This is a genomic window from Streptomyces sp. Pv4-95 (assembly GCF_045782725.1).
Lineage (GTDB): Bacteria > Actinomycetota > Actinomycetes > Streptomycetales > Streptomycetaceae > Streptomyces.
Window position 1 is genome coordinate 806,333 of the sequence record NZ_CP127172.1, and the last position, 19,624, is coordinate 825,956.

General features: G+C 71.5%; 17 protein-coding genes. 7 read left to right on the plus strand and 10 right to left on the minus strand.

The annotated features are described in order from the left end of the window. Window positions 1-138 precede the first annotated feature (138 nt). Window positions 139-2,232: a SpoIIE family protein phosphatase gene (locus QOM21_RS03745; protein ID WP_407548135.1), complete on the minus strand. Its 2,094-nt coding sequence runs from the start codon at window positions 2,230-2,232 to the stop codon at window positions 139-141. Between the two features lie 380 nt (window positions 2,233-2,612). On the opposite strand from QOM21_RS03745, the gene QOM21_RS03750 reads away from it, so the two are divergent. Further along, complete coding sequence (locus tag QOM21_RS03750; RefSeq protein WP_407548137.1) at window positions 2,613-4,160, plus strand: AMP-binding protein; 1,548 nt, start codon at window positions 2,613-2,615, stop codon at window positions 4,158-4,160. Window positions 4,161-4,166: 6 nt separating this feature from the next. Here QOM21_RS03750 and QOM21_RS03755 read toward each other — a convergent pair whose 3' ends face one another. The 3 genes from QOM21_RS03755 to QOM21_RS03765 all read right to left on the minus strand — a co-directional run bounded on the left by QOM21_RS03755 (window position 4,167) and on the right by QOM21_RS03765 (window position 6,800). After that, window positions 4,167-4,376: a hypothetical protein gene (locus tag QOM21_RS03755; protein ID WP_407548139.1), complete on the minus strand. Its 210-nt coding sequence runs from the start codon at window positions 4,374-4,376 to the stop codon at window positions 4,167-4,169. A gap of 113 nt (window positions 4,377-4,489) precedes the next feature. After that, window positions 4,490-5,419: a fumarylacetoacetate hydrolase family protein gene (locus QOM21_RS03760; protein WP_407548141.1), complete on the minus strand. Its 930-nt coding sequence runs from the start codon at window positions 5,417-5,419 to the stop codon at window positions 4,490-4,492. A 52-nt stretch (window positions 5,420-5,471) separates the two neighbouring features. After that, a complete protein-coding gene (locus QOM21_RS03765) occupies window positions 5,472-6,800 on the minus strand; it encodes an MFS transporter (protein ID WP_407548142.1) in 1,329 nt (442 codons plus the stop codon). A 374-nt stretch (window positions 6,801-7,174) separates the two neighbouring features. On the opposite strand from QOM21_RS03765, the gene QOM21_RS03770 reads away from it, so the two are divergent. The 3 genes from QOM21_RS03770 (at window position 7,175) to QOM21_RS03780 (ending at window position 10,017) form a co-directional block, all read left to right on the plus strand. Then, window positions 7,175-8,500 carry an enolase C-terminal domain-like protein gene (locus QOM21_RS03770; RefSeq protein WP_407548144.1) on the plus strand — a complete coding sequence of 442 codons (1,326 nt, stop codon included), beginning with the start codon at window positions 7,175-7,177 and terminating at the stop codon, window positions 8,498-8,500. 4 nt (window positions 8,501-8,504) lie between these two features. Next, the gene (locus tag QOM21_RS03775) at window positions 8,505-9,245 is read left to right on the plus strand and encodes a FadR/GntR family transcriptional regulator (RefSeq protein ID WP_407548146.1); all 741 of its coding nucleotides are present in this window, start codon (window positions 8,505-8,507) and stop codon (window positions 9,243-9,245) included. Between the two features lie 106 nt (window positions 9,246-9,351). Beyond that, entirely contained in the window at window positions 9,352-10,017 is a 666-nt protein-coding gene (locus QOM21_RS03780) for a maleylpyruvate isomerase family mycothiol-dependent enzyme (RefSeq protein WP_407548147.1), read from the plus strand. A 25-nt stretch (window positions 10,018-10,042) separates the two neighbouring features. On the opposite strand, the gene ligD is transcribed toward QOM21_RS03780, so the two are convergent. Further along, a complete protein-coding gene (gene ligD / locus QOM21_RS03785) occupies window positions 10,043-11,053 on the minus strand; it encodes a non-homologous end-joining DNA ligase (RefSeq protein ID WP_407548149.1) in 1,011 nt (336 codons plus the stop codon). A gap of 124 nt (window positions 11,054-11,177) precedes the next feature. Here ligD and QOM21_RS03790 point away from each other — a divergent pair, with 124 nt between their 5' ends. Then, entirely contained in the window at window positions 11,178-12,239 is a 1,062-nt protein-coding gene (locus tag QOM21_RS03790) for an ATP-dependent DNA ligase (RefSeq protein WP_407548151.1), read from the plus strand. Between the two features lie 45 nt (window positions 12,240-12,284). On the opposite strand, the gene QOM21_RS03795 is transcribed toward QOM21_RS03790, so the two are convergent. The 3 genes from QOM21_RS03795 to QOM21_RS03805 all read right to left on the minus strand — a co-directional run bounded on the left by QOM21_RS03795 (window position 12,285) and on the right by QOM21_RS03805 (window position 14,602). Next, the gene (locus QOM21_RS03795) at window positions 12,285-13,274 is read right to left on the minus strand and encodes an MASE1 domain-containing protein (protein ID WP_407555568.1); all 990 of its coding nucleotides are present in this window, start codon (window positions 13,272-13,274) and stop codon (window positions 12,285-12,287) included. Between the two features lie 63 nt (window positions 13,275-13,337). Beyond that, window positions 13,338-14,168: a PP2C family protein-serine/threonine phosphatase gene (locus QOM21_RS03800; protein ID WP_407548153.1), complete on the minus strand. Its 831-nt coding sequence runs from the start codon at window positions 14,166-14,168 to the stop codon at window positions 13,338-13,340. Window positions 14,169-14,389: 221 nt separating this feature from the next. Further along, complete coding sequence (locus QOM21_RS03805; protein ID WP_407548155.1) at window positions 14,390-14,602, minus strand: acyl-CoA carboxylase subunit epsilon; 213 nt, start codon at window positions 14,600-14,602, stop codon at window positions 14,390-14,392. A 353-nt stretch (window positions 14,603-14,955) separates the two neighbouring features. Here QOM21_RS03805 and QOM21_RS03810 point away from each other — a divergent pair, with 353 nt between their 5' ends. Beyond that, entirely contained in the window at window positions 14,956-16,218 is a 1,263-nt protein-coding gene (locus QOM21_RS03810; protein WP_407548157.1) for a Dyp-type peroxidase, read from the plus strand. A gap of 93 nt (window positions 16,219-16,311) precedes the next feature. Here QOM21_RS03810 and QOM21_RS03815 read toward each other — a convergent pair whose 3' ends face one another. Together QOM21_RS03815 and QOM21_RS03820 are read right to left on the minus strand one after the other, a co-directional pair. Then, a complete protein-coding gene (locus QOM21_RS03815) occupies window positions 16,312-17,487 on the minus strand; it encodes a lipase family protein (protein ID WP_407548159.1) in 1,176 nt (391 codons plus the stop codon). 84 nt (window positions 17,488-17,571) lie between these two features. Beyond that, entirely contained in the window at window positions 17,572-18,675 is a 1,104-nt protein-coding gene (locus tag QOM21_RS03820) for an AraC family transcriptional regulator (RefSeq protein WP_407548161.1), read from the minus strand. 623 nt (window positions 18,676-19,298) lie between these two features. Here QOM21_RS03820 and QOM21_RS03825 point away from each other — a divergent pair. Next, complete coding sequence (locus QOM21_RS03825) at window positions 19,299-19,595, plus strand: gas vesicle protein (RefSeq protein ID WP_407548163.1); 297 nt, start codon at window positions 19,299-19,301, stop codon at window positions 19,593-19,595. The last annotated feature ends 29 nt before the right edge of the window (window positions 19,596-19,624 follow it).

Sequence of the window (19,624 nt, forward strand, 5' to 3'; positions counted from 1 at the left end):
TGAACGGGCCATGGAGGGCGCTTCTGGACGACCGCACGCCGGTATGCACGCGGATTTCGCGGCCACCCGGGGGTTCGAATTCCACGGTCGACCGGTTACAAGTCAGGGAGGTCCGGTGGACGATCCGCCGCCGCCTCGTCACACGTCGTGAGCGTGCGCACGGGCGATGAGCAGGGCGACATCGTCGTGGTCGTTCGCATGTCGCAGGGCGCCCAGGAGCCGGTCGCAGAGTTGCTCCAGCGGCTCCTCGGGCTCCGCCAGCAGGTCCAGGAGTATGCGCAGCCGGTCGTCGATGGGCTGGTCGCGCGTTTCGACCAGACCGTCGGTGTAGAGCACGAGCTGGTCCCCGTCGGGAAGCGGCACCGTGGTCTGTTCGAAGCGGACGCCGCCGACGCCCAGTGGGGCCCCGGTGGGCAGATCGAGCAGCTCGGGTGACCGGCCGGACCGTACGAGGACGGGCGGCAGATGCCCCGCGACGGCGATGCTGCACTGGCCGAGATACGGGTCGTAGACGGCGTACAGACAGGTCGCGAAGGCCGGGTCGAGGCCGGAGACGATGTGGTCGAGATGCTGGAGCACGTCGGCGGGCTCCAGGTCGAGATCGGCCAGGGCGCGGGTGGTGGTGCGCAACTGCCCCATGGTGGCGGCGGCATTGATTCCGCTGCCCATGACGTCGCCGACCACCAGAGCGGTCTTGTCGCCGGCCACGGGAATCGCGTCGAACCAGTCGCCGCCGACCTCACGCGCCGCCTGGGCGGGCTGGTAGCGGTAGGCGATCTCCATCCCCATGGGCTGCGGCGGCCGGTGGTTCATCAGGTGACGCTGGAGGGTGAGCGCGGTGCGCCGCTCACTCTGATAGGAGCGGGCGTTGTCGATGCACACCGCGGCGCGGGAGGCCAGCTCGACCGCCAGTACGGCGTCGTCCTCGTCGAACGGCTGCGGATTGCGCACGCGGTAGAGCGACAGCGCGCCGAGGACCTCACCGCGGGCGATCAGCGGCACGGCGAGATAGGAGTGCAGTCCGGCCCGCCCCAGCAGTTCGGCGCCCTGGGGATCGGCGGCGATGCGCGGCAGGTCCGCCGGCCCGACGTGCGGTACGAGTACCGGGCGGGCGCTCGTCACGCACCGGGTGATGAGCCGGTCTGCGTCGTAGGAGGCGATCTGGCCGGTCGGGTCGGCGGCGCGGACGGCGTCGGTGGGGTAGGCCGTGGAAACCGCGAGCGCCCGGAAGCGGGCAGCGGCGCCCGGCGAGGGAGATGTCGTGCGCCGGCCTTCCAGCACGGCGTCGAGGACGTCCACCGCGGCCAGGTCGGCCAGCTCGGGCACGATGACGTCGGCCAGTTCGTGCGCGGTCTGGTCGACGTCGAGGGTGGTGCCGACGGTCGCGGAGGCATCCGCGATGACGGCGAGGCGCCTGCGTGCCCGGGCCGCTTCGGTGGCGGCCCGGTGCTGCTCGGTGATGTCGACGACGGAGGTGGCCAGGCCGAGGACTCGGCCATTGGGGTCCTCCAGCCGGTAGTACGACACCGACCAGGCGTGCTCACCGGCGGGGTCGGCGACCGTGCGGCCGACGGTGAACTGATCGAGCAGCGGCCGCCCGCTGTCGAGGACATCCCGCATCCGGGCGGCGATCACCTCGGTGTCGAGAAAGGTCAGCACATCCTGGACCTCGCGGCCGATGTGCTCCTCGGCGGGCAGGTCGTTGATGCGCTCCAGTGCCGGGTTGACCATGACGAACCGCAAACCGGTGTCCAGGACCGCCAGGCCGATCGGCGACTGGGCCACCAGCCGGACGGACAGCGCGAGATCGCGCTCCACCCGCCGCAGCACGGCCTGGTCGGTGGCGATGCCCAGGGCGTACGTCTCGCCGCCTTCGTCCTGAAGGCGCATGTTGCGGAACTCGACCAGGCGCGTGCTGCCGTCCTTGTGCTGGACGGGAAAGACACCGGCCCAGCTCTTGCCCTCGCTCATGACCCGGGAGAACAGGCTGAGCACCTGGTCGAGGTGCTCGGGACCGACCAGCAGTTGGGCGGCGGGCCGGCCGAGCGCCTCCTGCGCGGTCCATCCGAAGAGCTGCTCGGCCTGGGGACTCCACAGGGCGATCCGGCCCTCGGCGTCCAGCATGACCGCGGCCACGCCCAGCACATCGAGCAGCCCGCCCGGCCTGGACGGCCCCTCCCCGACCGGGAAGCCTTCGACGGGGAAGCCCTCGGGGAACGCGTCGGTCGCCATCCCAGGCACTCCTTCCGCCGGTCTTCGCGACCGACAGCCACTGCGCTCTTCGCACACCGGCCGTCTCCCGCCGTGCTTCTGCTGCACTCCATCATCTCTCCACGCGGGACGGACCCGCAGGGAGAGGGAGCGCTCCTTCGCTTCTTTCACCTGATGCGAGCACGTCCCACACCGTCGGTCCACCGGACCGGCACCGCCGTGGTGGCCCGACGGCGGGTGCCCGGCGCCCGCCGGACGGCGGGGCGCGCCGGGCATCGCCCGACTTGGAGAAGTCGATCAACAACCGCTAACCTGACTTTAGTTGCCTCTAGCAACTAAACCTGCACACCGCACCGCCGGCGTACGGCACGAGCACGTCGGCGTCAGGAGGAACCCCCTACATGTCAGCAGATGCCCGGACCTTCCGCACCTACGTGGAGGAGAACCTTGACGCACTGAGCGCCGACCCCGCCCGCGAGATCCAGGTCCACCAGGGCCGGCGGGTCAGCGCGGGCGAGTTCCGTGCGCTGGTCTACCGCATGGCCCGAGCGCTGTGCGCCCAAGGGGTCGACCGGGGACAGACCGTCACCCTGCTGAGCGGCAACCTGCCGGAGACGATCGCCGCCCGCTACGCGGCCAATCTGCTCGGCGCCCGCGTCAACCACCTCTACAACAAGCTCTCCGCGGACTCCCAGGCCGCCATCGTCCGGGACGTCGAGACCCGCGCCCTGATCGTGGACCCGCGCATGGTGGAACGGGCCGAGGAGATAGCGGGCGCGGCAGCGGTTCCGGCCGTTCTCGCACTCGGCCCCTCGAAGACCGGCACCGACCTGCTGGAGCTGGCCGCCGCGGAGAGCGGCGAGCCGTTCCCCGGCCGGGCGCAGCCGCAGGACGTGTGCACCATCCGCCACACCGGAGGCACCACCGGGCACCCCAAGGGCATCTGCACCACCTTCGGGCAGGCCCGCTGGTTCCGCGGCGCGCCGTCCGACCTGCCGGTCGGTGCGCGCCGCCAGCTGGTGTGCACGACCCTCGCGCACGCCGCGGGCATGATCGCGGACAGCACGATCAACTCGGGCGGCACGGTCGTGCTCCTCGACGACTTCGACCCGGCGACGGCACTCGCCGCCATCGAGCGCGAGCGCATCACCGACCTCTTCGTCCTGCCGCCGCTGCTCTACCAGCTGATGGACCACCCGGACGCGCCGCACACCGACACCTCCAGCCTGCGCACCCTCACCTACGGCGGCTGCCAGGCGTCCCCCGCCCGCATCGCCGACGCGGTGCGCGCCTTCGGCCCGGTGCTCGTCCAGGGCTACGGCCAGAACGAGGCGGGCGGCGTCAGCGTGCTGGCTCCCGAGGACCACGACCCGCTTCGGCCGGACCGCCTGCGGTCCGCGGGGAAGGTCCTGCCCGGGGTCGAGGTGGCGATCCGCGATGCCTCGGGGCACGACCTCCCGACGGGTGAGCACGGCGAGATCTGCGTGCGCTCCCCCATGGTCATGCAGGGCTACTGGAAGCAGCCCGAACTGACCGCCGAAGTCCTGCGGGACGGCTGGCTGCACACCGGAGACGTCGGACACCTCGACGGCGAGGGGTACTTGACCATCGTCGACCGGCTCAAGGACATGATCGTCGTGGTCGGCGGCCATGTTTACACCACCGAACTCGAAGACCTGCTGAACACCCACCCGGACGTCCTGCAGAGTGCCGTCTTCGGCGTACGCGACGCCGACCGCACCGAACGGGTGCACGCGGTGGTGGTACGCGCGCCCGGCAGCGAGGTCGACGACCGGGAACTCTGCGCCATGGTCCGCTCGGCGCGCGGCGCGATGTACGAGCCGGCGCGCGTGACGTTCACCGACGCGCTGCCGCTCACCGATGCCGGAAAGCCGGACAAGAAGGAACTGCGCAGGCAGGCCGAGCGGGAGTTCGCCGACGCCCGCTGAGGACGCCTATGCGCCCCATTCCTCGGGGCCGCCGCCTTGCCAGTCGATGAGGTCGGTCTCCTCGACCTCCACCTCGTCCAGCCCGACGTGCCGGAGGAGCGACACCACGTCCTCGATGCGGTGGGCGACGCCAAGGCGGCGATCACCGGCCATCACCCGCCGCGCCCCGCCCGGCTCTGGCGGGTGCACGGTCACCTGCGGTGGCTGCTCTTCCATGTCACCAGGCTGCGGCCAGGTCCCCCGGGGCGCACGTCGCGAGCACCCCGGCCGGCCTGCGCCCCGCCACCGCCGGGCGCCGGACGGCCGGCGGCCATGCCGAGGGCACGAGGTCAGCGCCACCGGCGGTGCACTCGGCGCACCAGGGGGTCGTCAGCCGCCTCGACGAGCCAGTTCAGCTCGGACGGGTCGGCGGTGACGGAGTTGGTGAGCGAGCCGACGCCGTCGATGGCGATCTCCACGACGTCCCCCGTGTTGAGGGTGAAGTCGAGGTCGGGCACGATTCCGGTCCCGGTGGAGAGCGCCACTCCGTCGGGGAAAGGCTGGCAGCGCCGCAGGTACCCGACCAGTTCCTCCGGCGTCCGGTGGAAGGCGGCCGTGGAGGTGGCCGCCTTGTACGCCACGGTGCCTCCCCTGCGCACGGTGAGCGCGATCCCCAGCGCCTCGGCGTCGGGTATCTCCCAGGCCGGAACGATGCCGGAGGACACCGCGCAGCTGCCGGCGTAGATCTTGGCCTGCGGGAGGTAGAGAGGGTTCTCCCCTTCGATGGAGCGCGAACTGACGTCGTCGACGACCACATAGCCGACGGTCTCGCCGTGCCGGTTGACCATCAGGCCCAGCTCGGGCTCCGGCACATCGAGCGCGGAGTCGTCCCGCACCGCGATCGGTTCACCGTCCGTGACGACCCGCCAGGGCACGGCCTTGAGGAAGAGTTCGGGGCGCTCGGCGTCGTAGATCCGTTCGTAGACGGTCTGCTCCGTGCTCTCGGCGACGCGGGCCTCGCGGGAGCGCTCATAGGTGACACCCGCGGCCCACAGCTCCATCCGCCCGTCCAGTGGCGGCAGGAGGAGGACCTCCCGCTCGGTGTGGGAGGCGTCGCCGGCCGCGGTGGTTTCGGAAAGTTCGCGGAGTTCGGCGGCGCGCAGCCGGAGCAGATCGGCGATGCGGGTCCCCGCGGGGAAGGCCCGGATGCCGCCGCGGTCGTCGGCGATGCCGGTGTGCACGGTGGCGGTGTCGTCGGTGAAGCGCACGATGCGCGTCATGGCTCTCCTTCTCGAAGTCTCTGCTGTCGGGGCCCGGCCGAGGCCGAGGGGGCTAGTCGGCGACGTCGGCCGTGGGCCGGCCGGCTCGCGGGGCGGGTCGTCCCGCGTCTCGGCCCACCCAACGGAAGCCGGTCACGACCACCGCACCGGCGGCGACCACCGCCCCGATGACGTACAGGCCGGCGGCGCCGGACCCGGTGGCGGTCTCGACGAGGCCCATCAGATACGGCCCGAGGAACCCGCCGAGGTTGCCGAAGCCGGAGATCAGCGCGATGGTGCCGGCCATCTGGGCACCGGTGAGGATCGTGGGCGGCACCTGCCAGAACACCGGCTGGGCGCCCAGGAATCCGAAGGCGGCGACACCGAGCGCGCCGATCGCGGCGACCGGCGGCAGGACCACCGCGCCGATCAGCCCGGCGACGGTGAGCACCAGGGCCAGCCGGAGCGGTCCACGCCGGTCGCCCGTACGGTCCGAGATCCATGGCAGCAGGAGCACGCCGAGCAGTGCGAACACCCAGGGCAGCGCCGAGACGAAGCCGATGCCCAGGTCGGAGAGGCCGTCGATGCGGCCGACCAGCGCGGGCAGCCAGAAGGTCACACCGTAGACGCCGATCTGGATGGCGAAGTACACGAACATCAGGCGCAGTACGCGGCTGTCGGAGAGGATCTGGCGGATGGCGCGGGGTGGTCTGGCGTCGGCTCCCGGCCGGTCGGCGGCGATCCGGTCGGACAACAGCCGCCGTTCCTCGGGCGTCAGCCACTTCGCCTGTTCCGGACGGTCCGTCAGCAGCCACGGGATGGCCATCGCGAGCAGGACGGTGGGCAGGCCCTCCAGGAGGAACATCCACTGCCAGCCGGCGAGTCCGCCCAGGCCGTGCAGGCCGATGAGGTAGCCGCCGACGGGGTTGCCGATGAGGCTGGCGACGGCCACCGCCGACTGGAATACGCCGGTGGCCTTGCCGCGGTCGGCCCCGGGGAACCAGTAGGTGAGGTAGAGGATCACCCCGGGGAAGAACCCGGCCTCGGCCGAGCCGAGCAGGAAGCGCAGGACGTAGAAGCTGGTCGGGCTGCTGACCAGGGCCATCGCGCAGGACAGCACGCCCCAGGCCAGCATCATCACCGACAGCCAGCGGCGGGCTCCGATGCGGTGGAGTACGAGGTTGGACGGAACGCCGAGCAGCGCGTAGCCGACGAAGAAGATGCCGGCGCCGAAGCCGTAGGCGGCCGCGGAGACCCCTACGTCCGTGGCGAGATGGGTTTTGACCAGGGCGACATTGGTGCGGTCGAGGAAGCTCAGCACGAACATGACGAACAGCGGCGGGAGCAGGCGCCGGGACACTTTCCGGCGCACGCTCTCCGCGGTGATGACGGCCGTGGTCATCGAACCTCCCTGCGGGACAGGCTGACGGGTGGGCGGTCGGGTGACGGGGTCGGTGGGGAGTCGGCGGCTGCGTGACATCCGGCCGGGTCGGAAGGGGTCGGAGAAGGCTTTCACCGAGCTGTTCCGGCCTGACGGGTGGCCGTGACGCCGGGACGGGACACCGAACGGCAATCCCCGAGACATCTGACCGGTGCACCGTAGCCGCCCCCTCTTACCCCTACAAGGGGCCGGTGAATGGCCTTTTTCTTTGATGTGTCGTCTGGCGACCGACGCAGACATCTGACATGTTGGCTTCCCGGGGCGCACTCCGACGCGGAGTCCGCTCCTCGTTCGCTCTGCGCAGGACACCCGTTCGCTGTCACAGGAGAGTGCAGATGACCGCTCGTATCGTCGGCGTCGAGACCATCGACGTCCGCTTCCCGACCTCGCGCGACCTCGACGGATCCGACGCGATGAACGAGGCGCCGGACTACTCCGCCGCGTACGTGGTGCTGCATGTCGCCGGCGGCGACAAGCACACGTCCGAGGTGACCGAGGGGCACGGCTTCACCTTCACCATCGGCCGGGGCAACGACCTCGCGGTAGCGGCCGCCCGCGCCATCGGCGAGCGTGCCGTCGGAATGTCCGTCGCGGAGATCGTCGGCGACCTGGGCGGCTTCTCCCGGCATCTGCTGGGCGACAGCCAACTGCGCTGGCTGGGCCCGGACAAGGGCGCGATCCACCTCGGCACCGCCGCGGTGGTCAATGCCGCCTGGGACCTGGCGGGCAAGCTCGCGGGCAAGCCGGTGTGGAAGCTGCTCTCCGATCTCTCACCGCGGCAGCTGGTCGACCTGGTCGACTGGCGCTACCTCAAGGACGCGCTGACGCCGGACGCCGCGCTGGAGATGCTGGAGGCCAGGGCCCCGGGCCGCGCCGAACGCGAGGCCCTGGTCCGCCGGCAGGGCTACCCCGCGTACACCACGAGCGCCGGCTGGCTGGGCTACGACGACGCCAAACTGACCCGGCTCTGCCAGGAGGCGGTCGAGCAGGGCTGGGACGCCGTCAAGCTGAAGGTCGGCGCCGATCTGGCCGACGACGTACGCCGGTGCCGCATCGCCCGCAAGATCATCGGTCCTGGCAGGCGGCTGATGATCGACGCCAACCAGACGCTGGGTGTCGAGGAGGCGATCGCGTGGATGGACGCACTGGCGGAGTGCGACATCTGGTGGTTCGAGGAGCCCACCAGCCCCGACGACATCCTGGGGCACGCGGCGATCGCCCGGAGCATCGCTCCCACCCATGTGGCGACCGGGGAGCACGCCCACAACGCCGTGATGTTCAAGCAGTTCCTGCAGGCCGAGGCGATCGGCATCTGCCAGATCGACGCCTGCCGGCTGGGCGGCGTCAACGAGGCCGTCGCCGCCCTGCTGCTGGCCGCCGCGCACGGGGTACCGGTCTGCCCGCACGCCGGCGGGGTGGGCCTGTGCGAGCTGGTCCAGCACCTGTCGATCTTCGACTACATCGCCGTCAGCGCGAGCATGGAGGACCGCGTCATCGAGTACGTCGACCATCTGCACGAGCACTTCCACGACCCGGTACGCATCCGCGGCTCGCGCTATCTGGTGCCCGAGGCCCCCGGATACAGCGCGCAGATCCGCCGCGAGACCCTGCGCGATCACCGCTACCCCGACGGTCCGGTATGGGCCGGGATGACATCCTGAGGCCATGGCATCGAGAAAAGAGGGCGGCGGGGTGGGGAGCGTCGTCGACGAGGCGATCGGGCTGCTCAAGCGCCGTATCGAGACCGGCGAGTTCGCCCCCGGCCACCGGCTGCCTCCGGAGGCCACGCTCGCCGCGGAGCTTCAGCTCTCCCGCCCCTCGCTCCGCGAGGCGGTACGCGCGCTCGCCATGGCCGGAGTGCTCGAAGTGCGCCGCGGCGACGGCACCTTCGTCACCGACCTGCGGCCGGACCGCCTGCTCAACGCCATCGGCAGCTTCCTCGAACTCGCCCAGGACACCGGCATCGGCGAGATGTTCGAGTGCCGCAAGGTGCTGGAGCCGGGTGCGACCGCGCTGGCCGCCACCCGGATCGACGACCGGGCGCTGGCCGGTCTGCGGGAGCGGATCGAGCGGATGCGCACACTCCAGGACCCCGAGGAGCTGGTCCGTGAGGACCTGGCCTTCCATGCCGACATCGTGGCGGCGACGGGAAACCTCACCCTGCAGTCCCTGGTGTCCTCGGTCAGTCAGCTGACGGCCAGGGCCCGTATCTGGCGGGCCCTGGTCAAGAGCGACGTGCTGTCCTGGACCCATCAGCAGCACATGGACATCTACACCGCGCTCAGCGCGCACGACAGCCTGGCCGCCTTCACCGCGGCGACCCGCCATGTCAGCGATGTGGAGAGCTGGGTGCGCGAACGGCTGGACGCGGTGCGGGAACACGAGGAGAACCTGCCGGACCGCTAGTCACGCGCCGGAAAGGACCGGGGCGGCCGACTTCCTGGAGCGTCTTCCCCCAGGCGTCATCAGGGCAACTGCATCGGCCGGGCCCGACCCCGGCCCGACCCGTACAGTGCGGTGCCATGACCGACACATACGGCCAGGGCGGCCCGAACTCCTTCTGCGTACCGAGCGCGACGCCCTGATACCGCTCCTGAGGGACCGTCCGGACGCGGACTTCGCCCTGCGCACCGCCTGCCCCGGCTGGACCGTCCGTCATGTGCTCGCGCACTGCGGAGCGGCGCTGACCCGCATCGTGGAGAACCGCGTCGAAAAGGGCGTCTTCACGCCCGAGGGAAACGACCGCGACATTGCCGAGCGCGCCGGCTGGTCGAACGCCGAGGTCGTCGACGAGCTGGAGCGCGGTATGACCGAGGCGGGCGCCGTCATCGCCCGGTCCGGCGGGCGCCTCGACGGGGTGGCGCTGGGCGAGTGGGTCCACGCCGGGGACGTACGCGATGCGTTCGGGGAGCCAGGAGCGTACGGGGGTGCCGGGCTGGAGCACGCACTGGGGATCCTGGCCCACGTATCCCGGCAGCGCGCCGCCCTGCCGTTGCGGGCCGACATCGACGGCCGCGACGACCCGCTGGTGCTCGGGGCCGCAGGCGGCGGCCGGTCACCAGCGCACTACGTCGGCGATGCACCGAGCCTCATCCGGCTCTACACGGGACGGTCACTCACCGGTACACGCTATGAGCTGGTGGGCGCGAAGGAGAGCGAACCGAACCTCTTCGGCTAGGGGTGCGGGCGGGAGCGGGGAGCGCTCATTTCTTCTTGGCACGGCTCGGCTGTACCCGGGACGGCTCCCCCGGCATCTTCGGGTGGTCGGGCGGATACGGCATCTCCCCCAGCCCGTCGTCCGCCGCCTGCCGGTCGGCGAGTTCCAGGATCGTTTCCAGACCGAAGGCGTGGTCGCTCATCTCGGCGTGCAGGTCGCCGAGTTCGGCGAACCGCGGCGGGACGGTGCGCAGGTCGAAGTCCTCCGGCTCGACGTCGGACAGCTCCTCCCAGTGCAGCGGGGTGGAGACCGTCGCCCGCGGCCTGGAGCGCAGGGAGTAGGGCGAGGCGATGGTCCGGTCCCGGGCCATCTGGTTGTAGTCCACGAACACCTTCTCGCCGCGCTCCTCCTTCCACCAGGCCGACGTCACCAGGTCCGGCAGCCGGCGCTCCAGGGCCCGGGCGAGGGCGATCGCCGACCGCCTGACCTCGGTGAACGTCCACTCGGGCCGGATCGGTACATAGACGTGCACCCCGCGGCCGCCGGATGTCTTGGGCCAGCCACGCAGCCCGAGCTCGGTCAGCAGCGCACGCAGTTCGTGGGCGGCCCGTGCGGCGTCGGCGAAGCCGGTGCCGGGCTGCGGGTCGAGGTCGATCCGCAGCTCGTCGGGGTGCTCGGTGTCGCCACGGCGCACCGGCCAGGGGTGGAACGTCAGACAGCCCAGGTTGGCCGCCCAGAGCACCGCGGCGGGCTCCGTGGGGCACATCTCGTCGGCGAACCGTCCGCTGGGGAACGCGATACGTGCCGTGGGCAGCCACTCCGGCAGCCCCTTCGGCGCCCTCTTCTGGTAGAAGAACTCGCCCTCGACGCCGTCCGGGAAGCGCTGCATGGTGGTGGGCCGGTCGCGCACCCCGCGCAGCACCCCGTCCGCGACGGCGATGTAGTACTGCGCGACGTCCATCTTGGTGAAGCCACGCTCGGGGTAGTACGTCTTGTCGGGGTGCGAAAGGCGCACCTTGCGTCCGGCGACGTCCAGCTCAACAGCTCCTGCGGCCATGCCTCAACGCTAAATTGCGCGGGCCGGGGCCGCGCGCCGGGAGCGGATGGCGCCCCGCCGGGAGCGGTCGCCGGCGCACCGGCCCAGCGCGCGGGAACGCGGCACTCCGCGCAGGATCGGAAGCATGGATCTGCCTGTCATGCCCCCGGTCTCCCCCATGCTCGCGAAGCTGGTGGCCGACATCCCCGCCGGCATGCAGTACGAGGCCAAGTGGGACGGCTTCCGCGTCATCGTCTTCCGGGACGGCGACGACATCGAGATCGCCAGCCGCACGACGAAGTCGCTGACCCGCTACTTCCCCGAGGTGGTGACCGCGGCACGGGCCGAGCTGCCGCCCCGCTGCGTCGTCGACGGTGAGATCGTCATCGCCCATGACGGCCGGCTGCACTTCGAGGAGCTGCTGGAGCGCATCCATCCGGCCGACTCGCGGGTCCGTACGCTCGCCGAGCGGACGCCCGCCTCGCTCGTGGCCTTCGACCTGCTCGCCCTCGGTTCGCGGTCGCTGCTGGACGAGCCGCAGTCGGACCGCAGGGAAGCGCTGGTGGCGGCGCTCGCGTCGGCCGGGCCACCGGTGTACACCGCGCCCGCCACCACCGATCAGGAGCTGGCGCGTACCTGGTTCGACCAGTTCGAAGGAGCGGGTCTTGACGGTGTGGTCGCCAAGCCGCTGCACCTGCCCTACCGGCCGGGCGACCGGGCCATGTACAAGATCAAGCACGCTCGTACCGCGGACTGCGTCGTCGCGGGCTACCGCCTCCACAAGAGCGGCCCCGTCGTCGGCTCCCTGCTGCTGGGGCTGCACGACAGTGACGGGCGGTTGCAGCACGTCGGGGTGTGCGCGTCGTTCCCGATGGCGAAGCGGCGCGCGCTGGTCGAGGAGCTGGAGCCGCTGCGGATGGACGAGGTGGCGGGCCACCCCTGGGGCGACTGGGCCGACGAGGCGGCACACGCGTCGAAGCGGATGCCCGGCGGCCCCAGCCGGTGGAGCGGCGGCAAGGACCTGTCCTGGGTGCCGCTGCGCCCGGAGCGGGTCTGCGAGGTCGCCTACGACCACATGGAGGGCGACCGGTTCCGCCACACGGCCCAGTTCCGCAACTGGCGCCCGGACCGGACCCCGGAGAGCTGCACCTACGCGCAGCTGGAGGAGCCGGTCAACTACGACCTCGGGGAACTGCTCGACGGCTGACGCCCCGGGGCGCTCGTACGCAACCGGCGAGCGGCCGTCCGTACGTCATCGTTCGTCGCCGTCCGGGGGCGGCCACCGTCGCATGGTCTCCCCCGGCGCGAGCCGTTCCACCACCTCCGCAAGGTCCCTGCACGCCTGTTCGATCTTCCGCCGGACGCTGTTCTGCTCGGTGACGATCGCCGACAGCAGCAGGGCGGTGAGTGCCGCGGAGCCGTTGAGAGCCTGGAGATTGACCATCGCCTCCAGCAGGCTCTGGCCGGAGAAGGGCCCGCTGCGGCTCTTGGCCGCCGAGATGGCCAGTACGGACACCAGGAGCACGCACGGAGCCGCGCCCGCGAGCTGGAATCGCAGGGCGGCCCACACGATCAGCGGAAAGACCAGGAAGAGCACCGCCAGCGGGCTCTGCGTCGCCAGGACCGCGACGGCCGCGGAGCAGACCGCCAGCAGGCTCGCCTCGATCCACCGGTAGGGGCGCAGGTCACGGGGCCTTCTGACGGTACGGAAGACGAGCAGGAGCGGGGTGATCACGAGCACGCCCATGGCGTCGCCGACCCACCACGCCGCCCACGTCGGCCAGAAGCCGCTCGACGGCAGCGATCCCGCCAGCCATTGCACACCGCTGCCCAGGGTCGCGCTGATCAGCATGCCGCCGAAGGCGCCCAGGGTCACCAGCGCGATGCCGTCCCGCAGCCGGTCCAGTGCGAGGTGGAAGTCCACCGCCCTGAGCATCAGGCAGGCGCACACGGGCGCGAGGGTGTTCCCCGCGATGACCCCCAGGGTCGCGTAGGAGAGGGGGCCCAGACTCAGGATGACGAAGAGCGTGCCGAGCGCGATACCCGGCCAGGTCGCGAGTCCCAGGTAGAGCAGGCAGCTCAGCGCGATGCCGGTAGGCGGCCACAGGGGAGTCACCACCACCCCGTCGATCACCACCTGCTCCAGCAGGCCGACCCGTGCGGACGCGAAATAGACGGCGGCGAGGGCGAGGATCTTCAGCACTGCTGGAGCGAGACGCCGGACTTCCTCGGTGCGCACCACGTCAGCCATCAGACAATGCCGACGCCCCGCCACCGGCCGCGACACGCGCGCCCGGCCCCGGCTTCACCCCGCCCTGTCCGCCCCGTCGTAGCGCAGGACGATCACCGCGGCGTCATCGGTGTGCCCGGTGAACTCCGCGACGCTCATCACCGCGTCGGCCACCGCGCCCGGGGATTCGCCGGCCCGGGCGCTGACCAGGCGGCTCACCTGCTCCAGCCCCGCCTCGATCGGGAAGGACGGGCCCTCGATCACGCCGTCGGTGAGGAGTACGAAGGCTCCGGCGGTGGTGAGCCGCCGACGCGTCACGGGGTACCGCTCACCCGGCACGATGCCGAGCGGCAGGCCCCCGGCGTCCTCGGCGAGGCCGTACCGGCCGTCGGTCGTGGCCCAGACGCCGGGCACATGCCCGGCACGGGCGCTCGACACCTCCCAGGCGACCGGGTCGAAGCGCACGAACGTGCAGGTGGCGAAGAGGCCGCAGTCCACCGACAGCAGCAGGTCGTTGGCCCGGCTCAGCACTTCTCCCGGATCGGCGGCGTGGGCGGCCACGGCGCGCAGTCCGATGCGGATCTGTCCCATGAAGGCGGCGGCCTCGACGTCGTGTCCCTGGACATCGCCGATGGAGAAGGCGAGCGCCCCGTCGGGCAGCGGGAAACCGTCGAACCAGTCGCCGCCGATGTCCAGGCCGCTGCGGGCCGGCGCATAGGTGGCGGCGGTCCGCAGCCCCGGCAGCTCCGGCAGCGCGGCCGGCAGCATCTCGCGTTGCAGGGCCTCGGCGAGTTCCACCCGGGCCTGCTGGAGCTCGGCCCCCTCCCGCGCCCGGGCGGTCAGCTGCCCGAGCGTGGTCAGCAGGTCGTCGGCACTCGCCGACCGCGGGGGACGACGCCGAGCCATGGACCGCTCCCAGGTGCATCGCTTCGTGGGCCACTGCGGGGGTGCGCCGCGCGGCATATCCGAGTCCGCCCTCCTCACCGGACGCCGGAGCCGCCGGAAGCGACCGGGCCCGGCCGCGACCGACACATCCGCTCCGATGGGCCCTCGGAAGCCCACCATTGCCGCATTCATCATATTTCTGGCACGTGGCTCGCGCTTCACGACACCGACCGGCCGGCCGGTCAGCCGCACGTCCAGCAGCCCGACCAGCAGGCGGTGTGCGCCGCCCGCTGCCGCCCGGCGGTCCCCTCGGCACGGTCGTACCAGTCGGCCGCGGCGTACGACAGGGCGAGGCGGGCGCACAGCACGACGGTGAGCGCGGCGAGTTCCTCGGGCTCGGCACGGCCCTTCTCGACGCGCAGCAGGTCGGGAGGCGCTTCAGCGGGTTGGCTCATGTCAGGGTCCGTCGGGCTCGATGGCATGCCGTGCTCAGGGGGTCGGCCGGCCCCGGGTGTTCTTCCGCGACGCATTCGGGCAGGTCACAGGCCGACCATAGGAGCGCGTGGGCGGGCTGTCGCGTGGAGGCGGGGCCCGTCTGCGCCATCCGTGCGGGCGCCGGTCAAGTGCCGCACCGTGAACCGCCGCGGCGCCGGCCGGGGGCCGATCGGGGTAGCGGGAGGGGCATCCGGGCGTGATATCGGGCGGCGAGGCCGTGTTGCTCCCGCCCTTCCCGCCGGCCGTGGGGACCATCGCGCTGAGGTACACAGGCGGCTGGGTGCCCGATGACGCAGTCAGGGATGGCGGGACCATGAGACGTGACCGGGCCGGCGAAGGCCGCACCCCAGCGCGGGACGAAGGGCGTCGGGAGTTCCTCAAGTGCGCGGCGGGAATCGCCGGTGTGGCGGCCGCCACCGGCCTGGGCGGGGAGGCACACGCCGCCGCGGCGGGGGCGCCCTCCGCCGGGCCGCGGGCGGGCCGGCGGGTGCCGCCCGACAGGATTCCCTTCCACGGACGCCATCAGGCCGGCATCGTGACCCCGCAGCAGCTCTTCGCCGCCTTTCTCGCCTTCGATGTGCAGGCGGAGAACCTCTCGCAGCTCACCGAGCTGTTCAAGAAGATCACCGAGCGGGCTCGCGTCCTGGTGGCGGGGGAACTGCCCGAGGACGAGGCACCGGCGGCGGACCGGCCGGGGCCCGACTCGCTGAGCATCACGCTCGGCGTGGGCACGTCCCTCTTCGACGACCGGTTCGGCCTGACCGCGCAACGTCCCCGGCACCTCAAGCCGATGCCGGCCTTCCCCGACGACCGGCTGGTTCCGTCGCGCAGCCACGGTGACCTGTCCCTGCAGATCTGTGCGCAGCACCGTGACACCGTCGTGCGGGTCATGCGCGATCTGGCCCGGGAGACCGCCGGCCGGATGCGGCTGCGCTGGCGGGCGGACGGATTCCTCAACCCGTCCGGGGCCTCGGGAACGCCGCGTGACTTCGCCGGCTTCAAGCAGGGGATCGCCACCACGGACTTCTCCTCGGACGCCGGGAGGGACCGGCTGCTGTGGGTGACGCCGCCGTGCGGCGAGCCCGACTGGGCGATCGGCGGCTCCTACCAGGTGCTGCGTCTGATCCGCATCCACGTCGAGGCGTGGGACCGGCTGCCGGTCACCGCGCAGGAGCGGATCTTCGGGCGGCACAAGGCGAGCGGAGCGCCGCTGGGCGGTCGCGTCGAGACGGAGGTGCCCGACTTCCACGACGACCCGCAGGGCACGAGGATCCCGGTCGACTCCCATATCCGGCGCGCCAATCCACGGACCCCCGAGACCGCCGACTCGCTCTTCCTGCGGCGGAACTACAGCTACGACGGCGGGTTCGACACCGACGGGCGGATGGATCTCGGACTGGTCTTCTGCGGCTACCAGCAGAACCTGGAGCGGCAGTTCGCCGCCGTGCAGCAGCGGCTGGAGCACGAGTCGCTGGCGGAGTACGTCACGCCGGTCGGCGGCGGCTACTTCTTCGCCCTGCCCGGCGTACGGACCGACGACGACTGGTTCGGTTCCGACCTGCTGCAGAAGCGCTGACGGACCCGGCAGAGCCGGACTCGCGCCCGACCCGCGCGGCAGGCGCGAATCGGGCGCGGGTCAGGCTCGGCTCATGAGCGGTCCGGGCGCGGCTCAGGCGCAGTTGCCCTGCGTCCGCTTGCCGGCGAAGCGGTCCGCGAGCCAGTTGGCGGCCGGTGTGGAGCCCACCATCGCGCCGACGACGTGCTCGCCGAGCGGGATCGGCGCCCAGTGGACGTCGGCGCCCTTGCCGCACCAGTCGGCCCGCAGCTGTGCGCCGACCTCGTACGGAATGAGCTCGTCGGCCGTGCCGTGGTAGAGGTACACGGGCGCGTCCGGCTTCTTCGTGCCGAGGCGGGAGGCGAGCAGCCGCCGCTGCCAGTCCGGCTCGTGCAGCGGGTTCTGGACCGTCACATCCGAGATCCTTTTGAAGAGCCCCGCGACGGTGTCGACGGCCACACAGTTCTTCCGCATGAAGTCGACGTAGTGGCGGCCCTTGTCGTTGAGGTACTTCTCCAGGTTCAGCTCGGGATGGGCGGCGTTCTGGCCCGAGGCGGCCATCAGCACCAGACCGGCTCCGATGTTGCCGTCGTTGGCTTCGGCGACCTTCATCAGATCGGCGGGGACGCCGCCGGTCGCGGTGCCTTTGACGTTCAGTTCGGGCGCGTAGGTCGCGTGCAGTTCGGCCGCCCAGCTGGTGGCCTGGCCGCCTTGGGAGTAGCCCATGATGCCGACCGGGGAGTCCTCGGTCAGGCCGGCCGCACCCGCTTCCGGCAGTCGCTGCGCGGCACGGGCGGCGTCCAGGACGGCTTGGCCCTCGGCGCGGCCCACGGTGTAGGTGTGCTCGCCCGGGGTGCCCAGACCTTCGTAGTCGGTGACCGCGACGGCCCAGCCGCGGGCCGTCAGCTGCTGGATGAGGTTGGCCTCGACGGTGGTGCCCTGGGGAAAACCTGCCGAGGGGGCGCAGGAGTCCGCGAGCCCGACCGTTCCGACGGCGTAGGTGATGAGCGGACGCGGGCCCGTTCGGCCGTCCTTGGGCACGATGACCGTCCCGGAGACGGTGTTGGGGGTGCCCTTGGCGGTGGTGGAGCGGTAGGTGATGTGCCAGGCCCGGGTGGCGGTGGGTTGGCCTGGCAGGGGGTGGAAGGACGTGGCCGAGGAGGTCACGAGGTCGCCGGGGGCGCCGTTCGCCGTCGGCCGGTCCGGCGCGGCGCTCGCACCGGTGAGGCCCAGGGACAGGGACAGGGACAGGGCGGCGGCGAAGGCGAGCGCGGTGGACCGTGGGTTCATACGGCTCTCCCAACTGACGTGTGTGCCGGGGTGGTTGGGGTGACCGTAGTGACTCGCGGGTAAGGAAGGCGCTGACCGGGACGCTCAGCTTCGTTGACCGAGGACCTCAGGACCGCTGTGGACCGGGCACGACGGCCCGGAGGGCTTCGGCCCGTCCGGCGGCCCGTTCGACCGGTACGCGCCGGGAGTCGTCCCCGTCCAGCGGCGGAACGCACGGAGGAAGGCGGTGTCCTGCGAGAAGCCGATCCGCGCCGCCAGCTCGGCGATCGGCTCCTGCCCGGCGGCGAGCGAGGCGATCGCCGCGTCCCGCCGTACCGCGTCCTTCAGCTGCTGGTACGAGGTCGCCTCGGCCCGCAGCCTGCGCCGCAGCGTCGCCGGGCTGACCGCGAGCCGCGCCGCGACCGCGGAGACGTCCGGCAAAGGCGCCGCCGACTCGGCCCGCAGCGCCTGGACGAGCGTCCTGCGCACCTGGTCGGCGACCGTGGTGCCGTAGTCGCGCCGACTGAGCAGGTCCGCCGGCGCCCGGCGCAGCATCCGCGTCAGCGCGTCCTCGTCCCGGACGACGGGGGCGGCCAGCCAACGCGCGTCCCAGCCGGCGGCGGTGTACCGGGCGCCGAAGCGCACCGGGCAGCCGAAGAGCACGTCGTATTCCCGGGCGTGCGCCGGGGCCGGGTAGGCGAACCGGGCCCAGCGCAGCGGGATACGTCGCCCGATCAGCCAGCTGGAGAGCCGGTGCCAGATGATCAGGAGGCATTCGGAGAGGAAGTGGCCTTCGTCGTACGGGCGCAGGTCGCTGCGCACCGAGAAGACCGCCTCGTCCGTGCCGTCCCCGCCCGTGACCGTCTGGATCGCCAGGTCGGGCCCACCGGGGAAGAGCCCGTAGAAGCGTGCCGCGCGGTCGAGCACCGCACCGAGGTCGGGACAGCCCAGGCAGGCATGGCACATCATCGCGAAGGTACCGCGGCGGCTGGGCGTGGGGCCGAGGCCGAGGAATTCGTCGTCCGTGGCGTGGTGCAGCGCCTTGATCAGGCGGGTGAACTGGTCGGGTGTGACACGGGCCCGGTCGTCGCCCAGCAGGAGCGGCGGGATGTGTGCCGCCTGCAGCAGCGGCAGAGTGTCGATACCGAGCCGCCGCGCGCCGCTCAACGCGGCCCGGACATGGTGCATCGCGATCGTCAACCGGCTCATGTCCCGCCCCTTCGATGCCTGGTGAACGCGGCTCCGTGCTCCAGGATCGACCGCTGCACCCGGCTTCGTACAGGGTCGGGCGGCCGGCATCGAGGCGAACGGCGGGCAGCGGAAAACTGTGCGACGCGGAAGGGTGCACGGAAAGGGAATCCCGGTTCATTGAATTCCCCGGAAATACTTCGGGCGCCACTGCATTCACCGTTGAAACCCTGCACCGCATAGCCCAGTTGAAGACACCACGCCGAATACGCTCCGGGCCGCGCACTCCTCGCGTGCACACGCCATGGAGCACCAGGGGACGGGGTCGCGCCTCCTCCCCATTCGTGATCACGCCTCGGCCGCCCGTCATGGAGCGGTCGACGCACAGCCGGCACCGAGCGCCACGCGGGGACAGGAAGCCCGCACGCTTGGTGATCAACGCATTCCACCGCACCGTCGCCCCCTGAACTGGGCCGGAGGGAAAAGCAGTTGATTACTTGACGAAAACCTTCCGGAAAGCGGAAAAACTGCCGGGCGCCTGGCGACGCATATGTTCGATCCGGTGGGGCACTCGGACTTCCATCGCCAACAGAACGGCCGAGATCACTTCGCAAACACCCCTACAACGCACGACAGGCGGGATCATGGCGACAACGGAGAGCAAGGAAGACAAGAGCCGCCCGGAGCGCATCGCCGCCCCCACGGCCATGCGGCAGGCCGCCGGGCAGCTCGCGGAGTTGCTGGGTTCCGAGCCCGCTTCGGTGTCCGCGCTCAAGGCCACGCCGGACGGCTGGTCGGCGGACGTGGAAGTGGTGGAGATCGAGAGAATTCCCGACACCTCCAGCGTCATGGCCTCCTATCGCGTCTCGCTCGACTCCCAGGGGCAGCTCCTGGAATACGAGCGAATACGCCGCTATGCGCGGGGCCAGGTGGACCGGTGACCGGCAGGCTCCTGCCAGATCCCCCAACC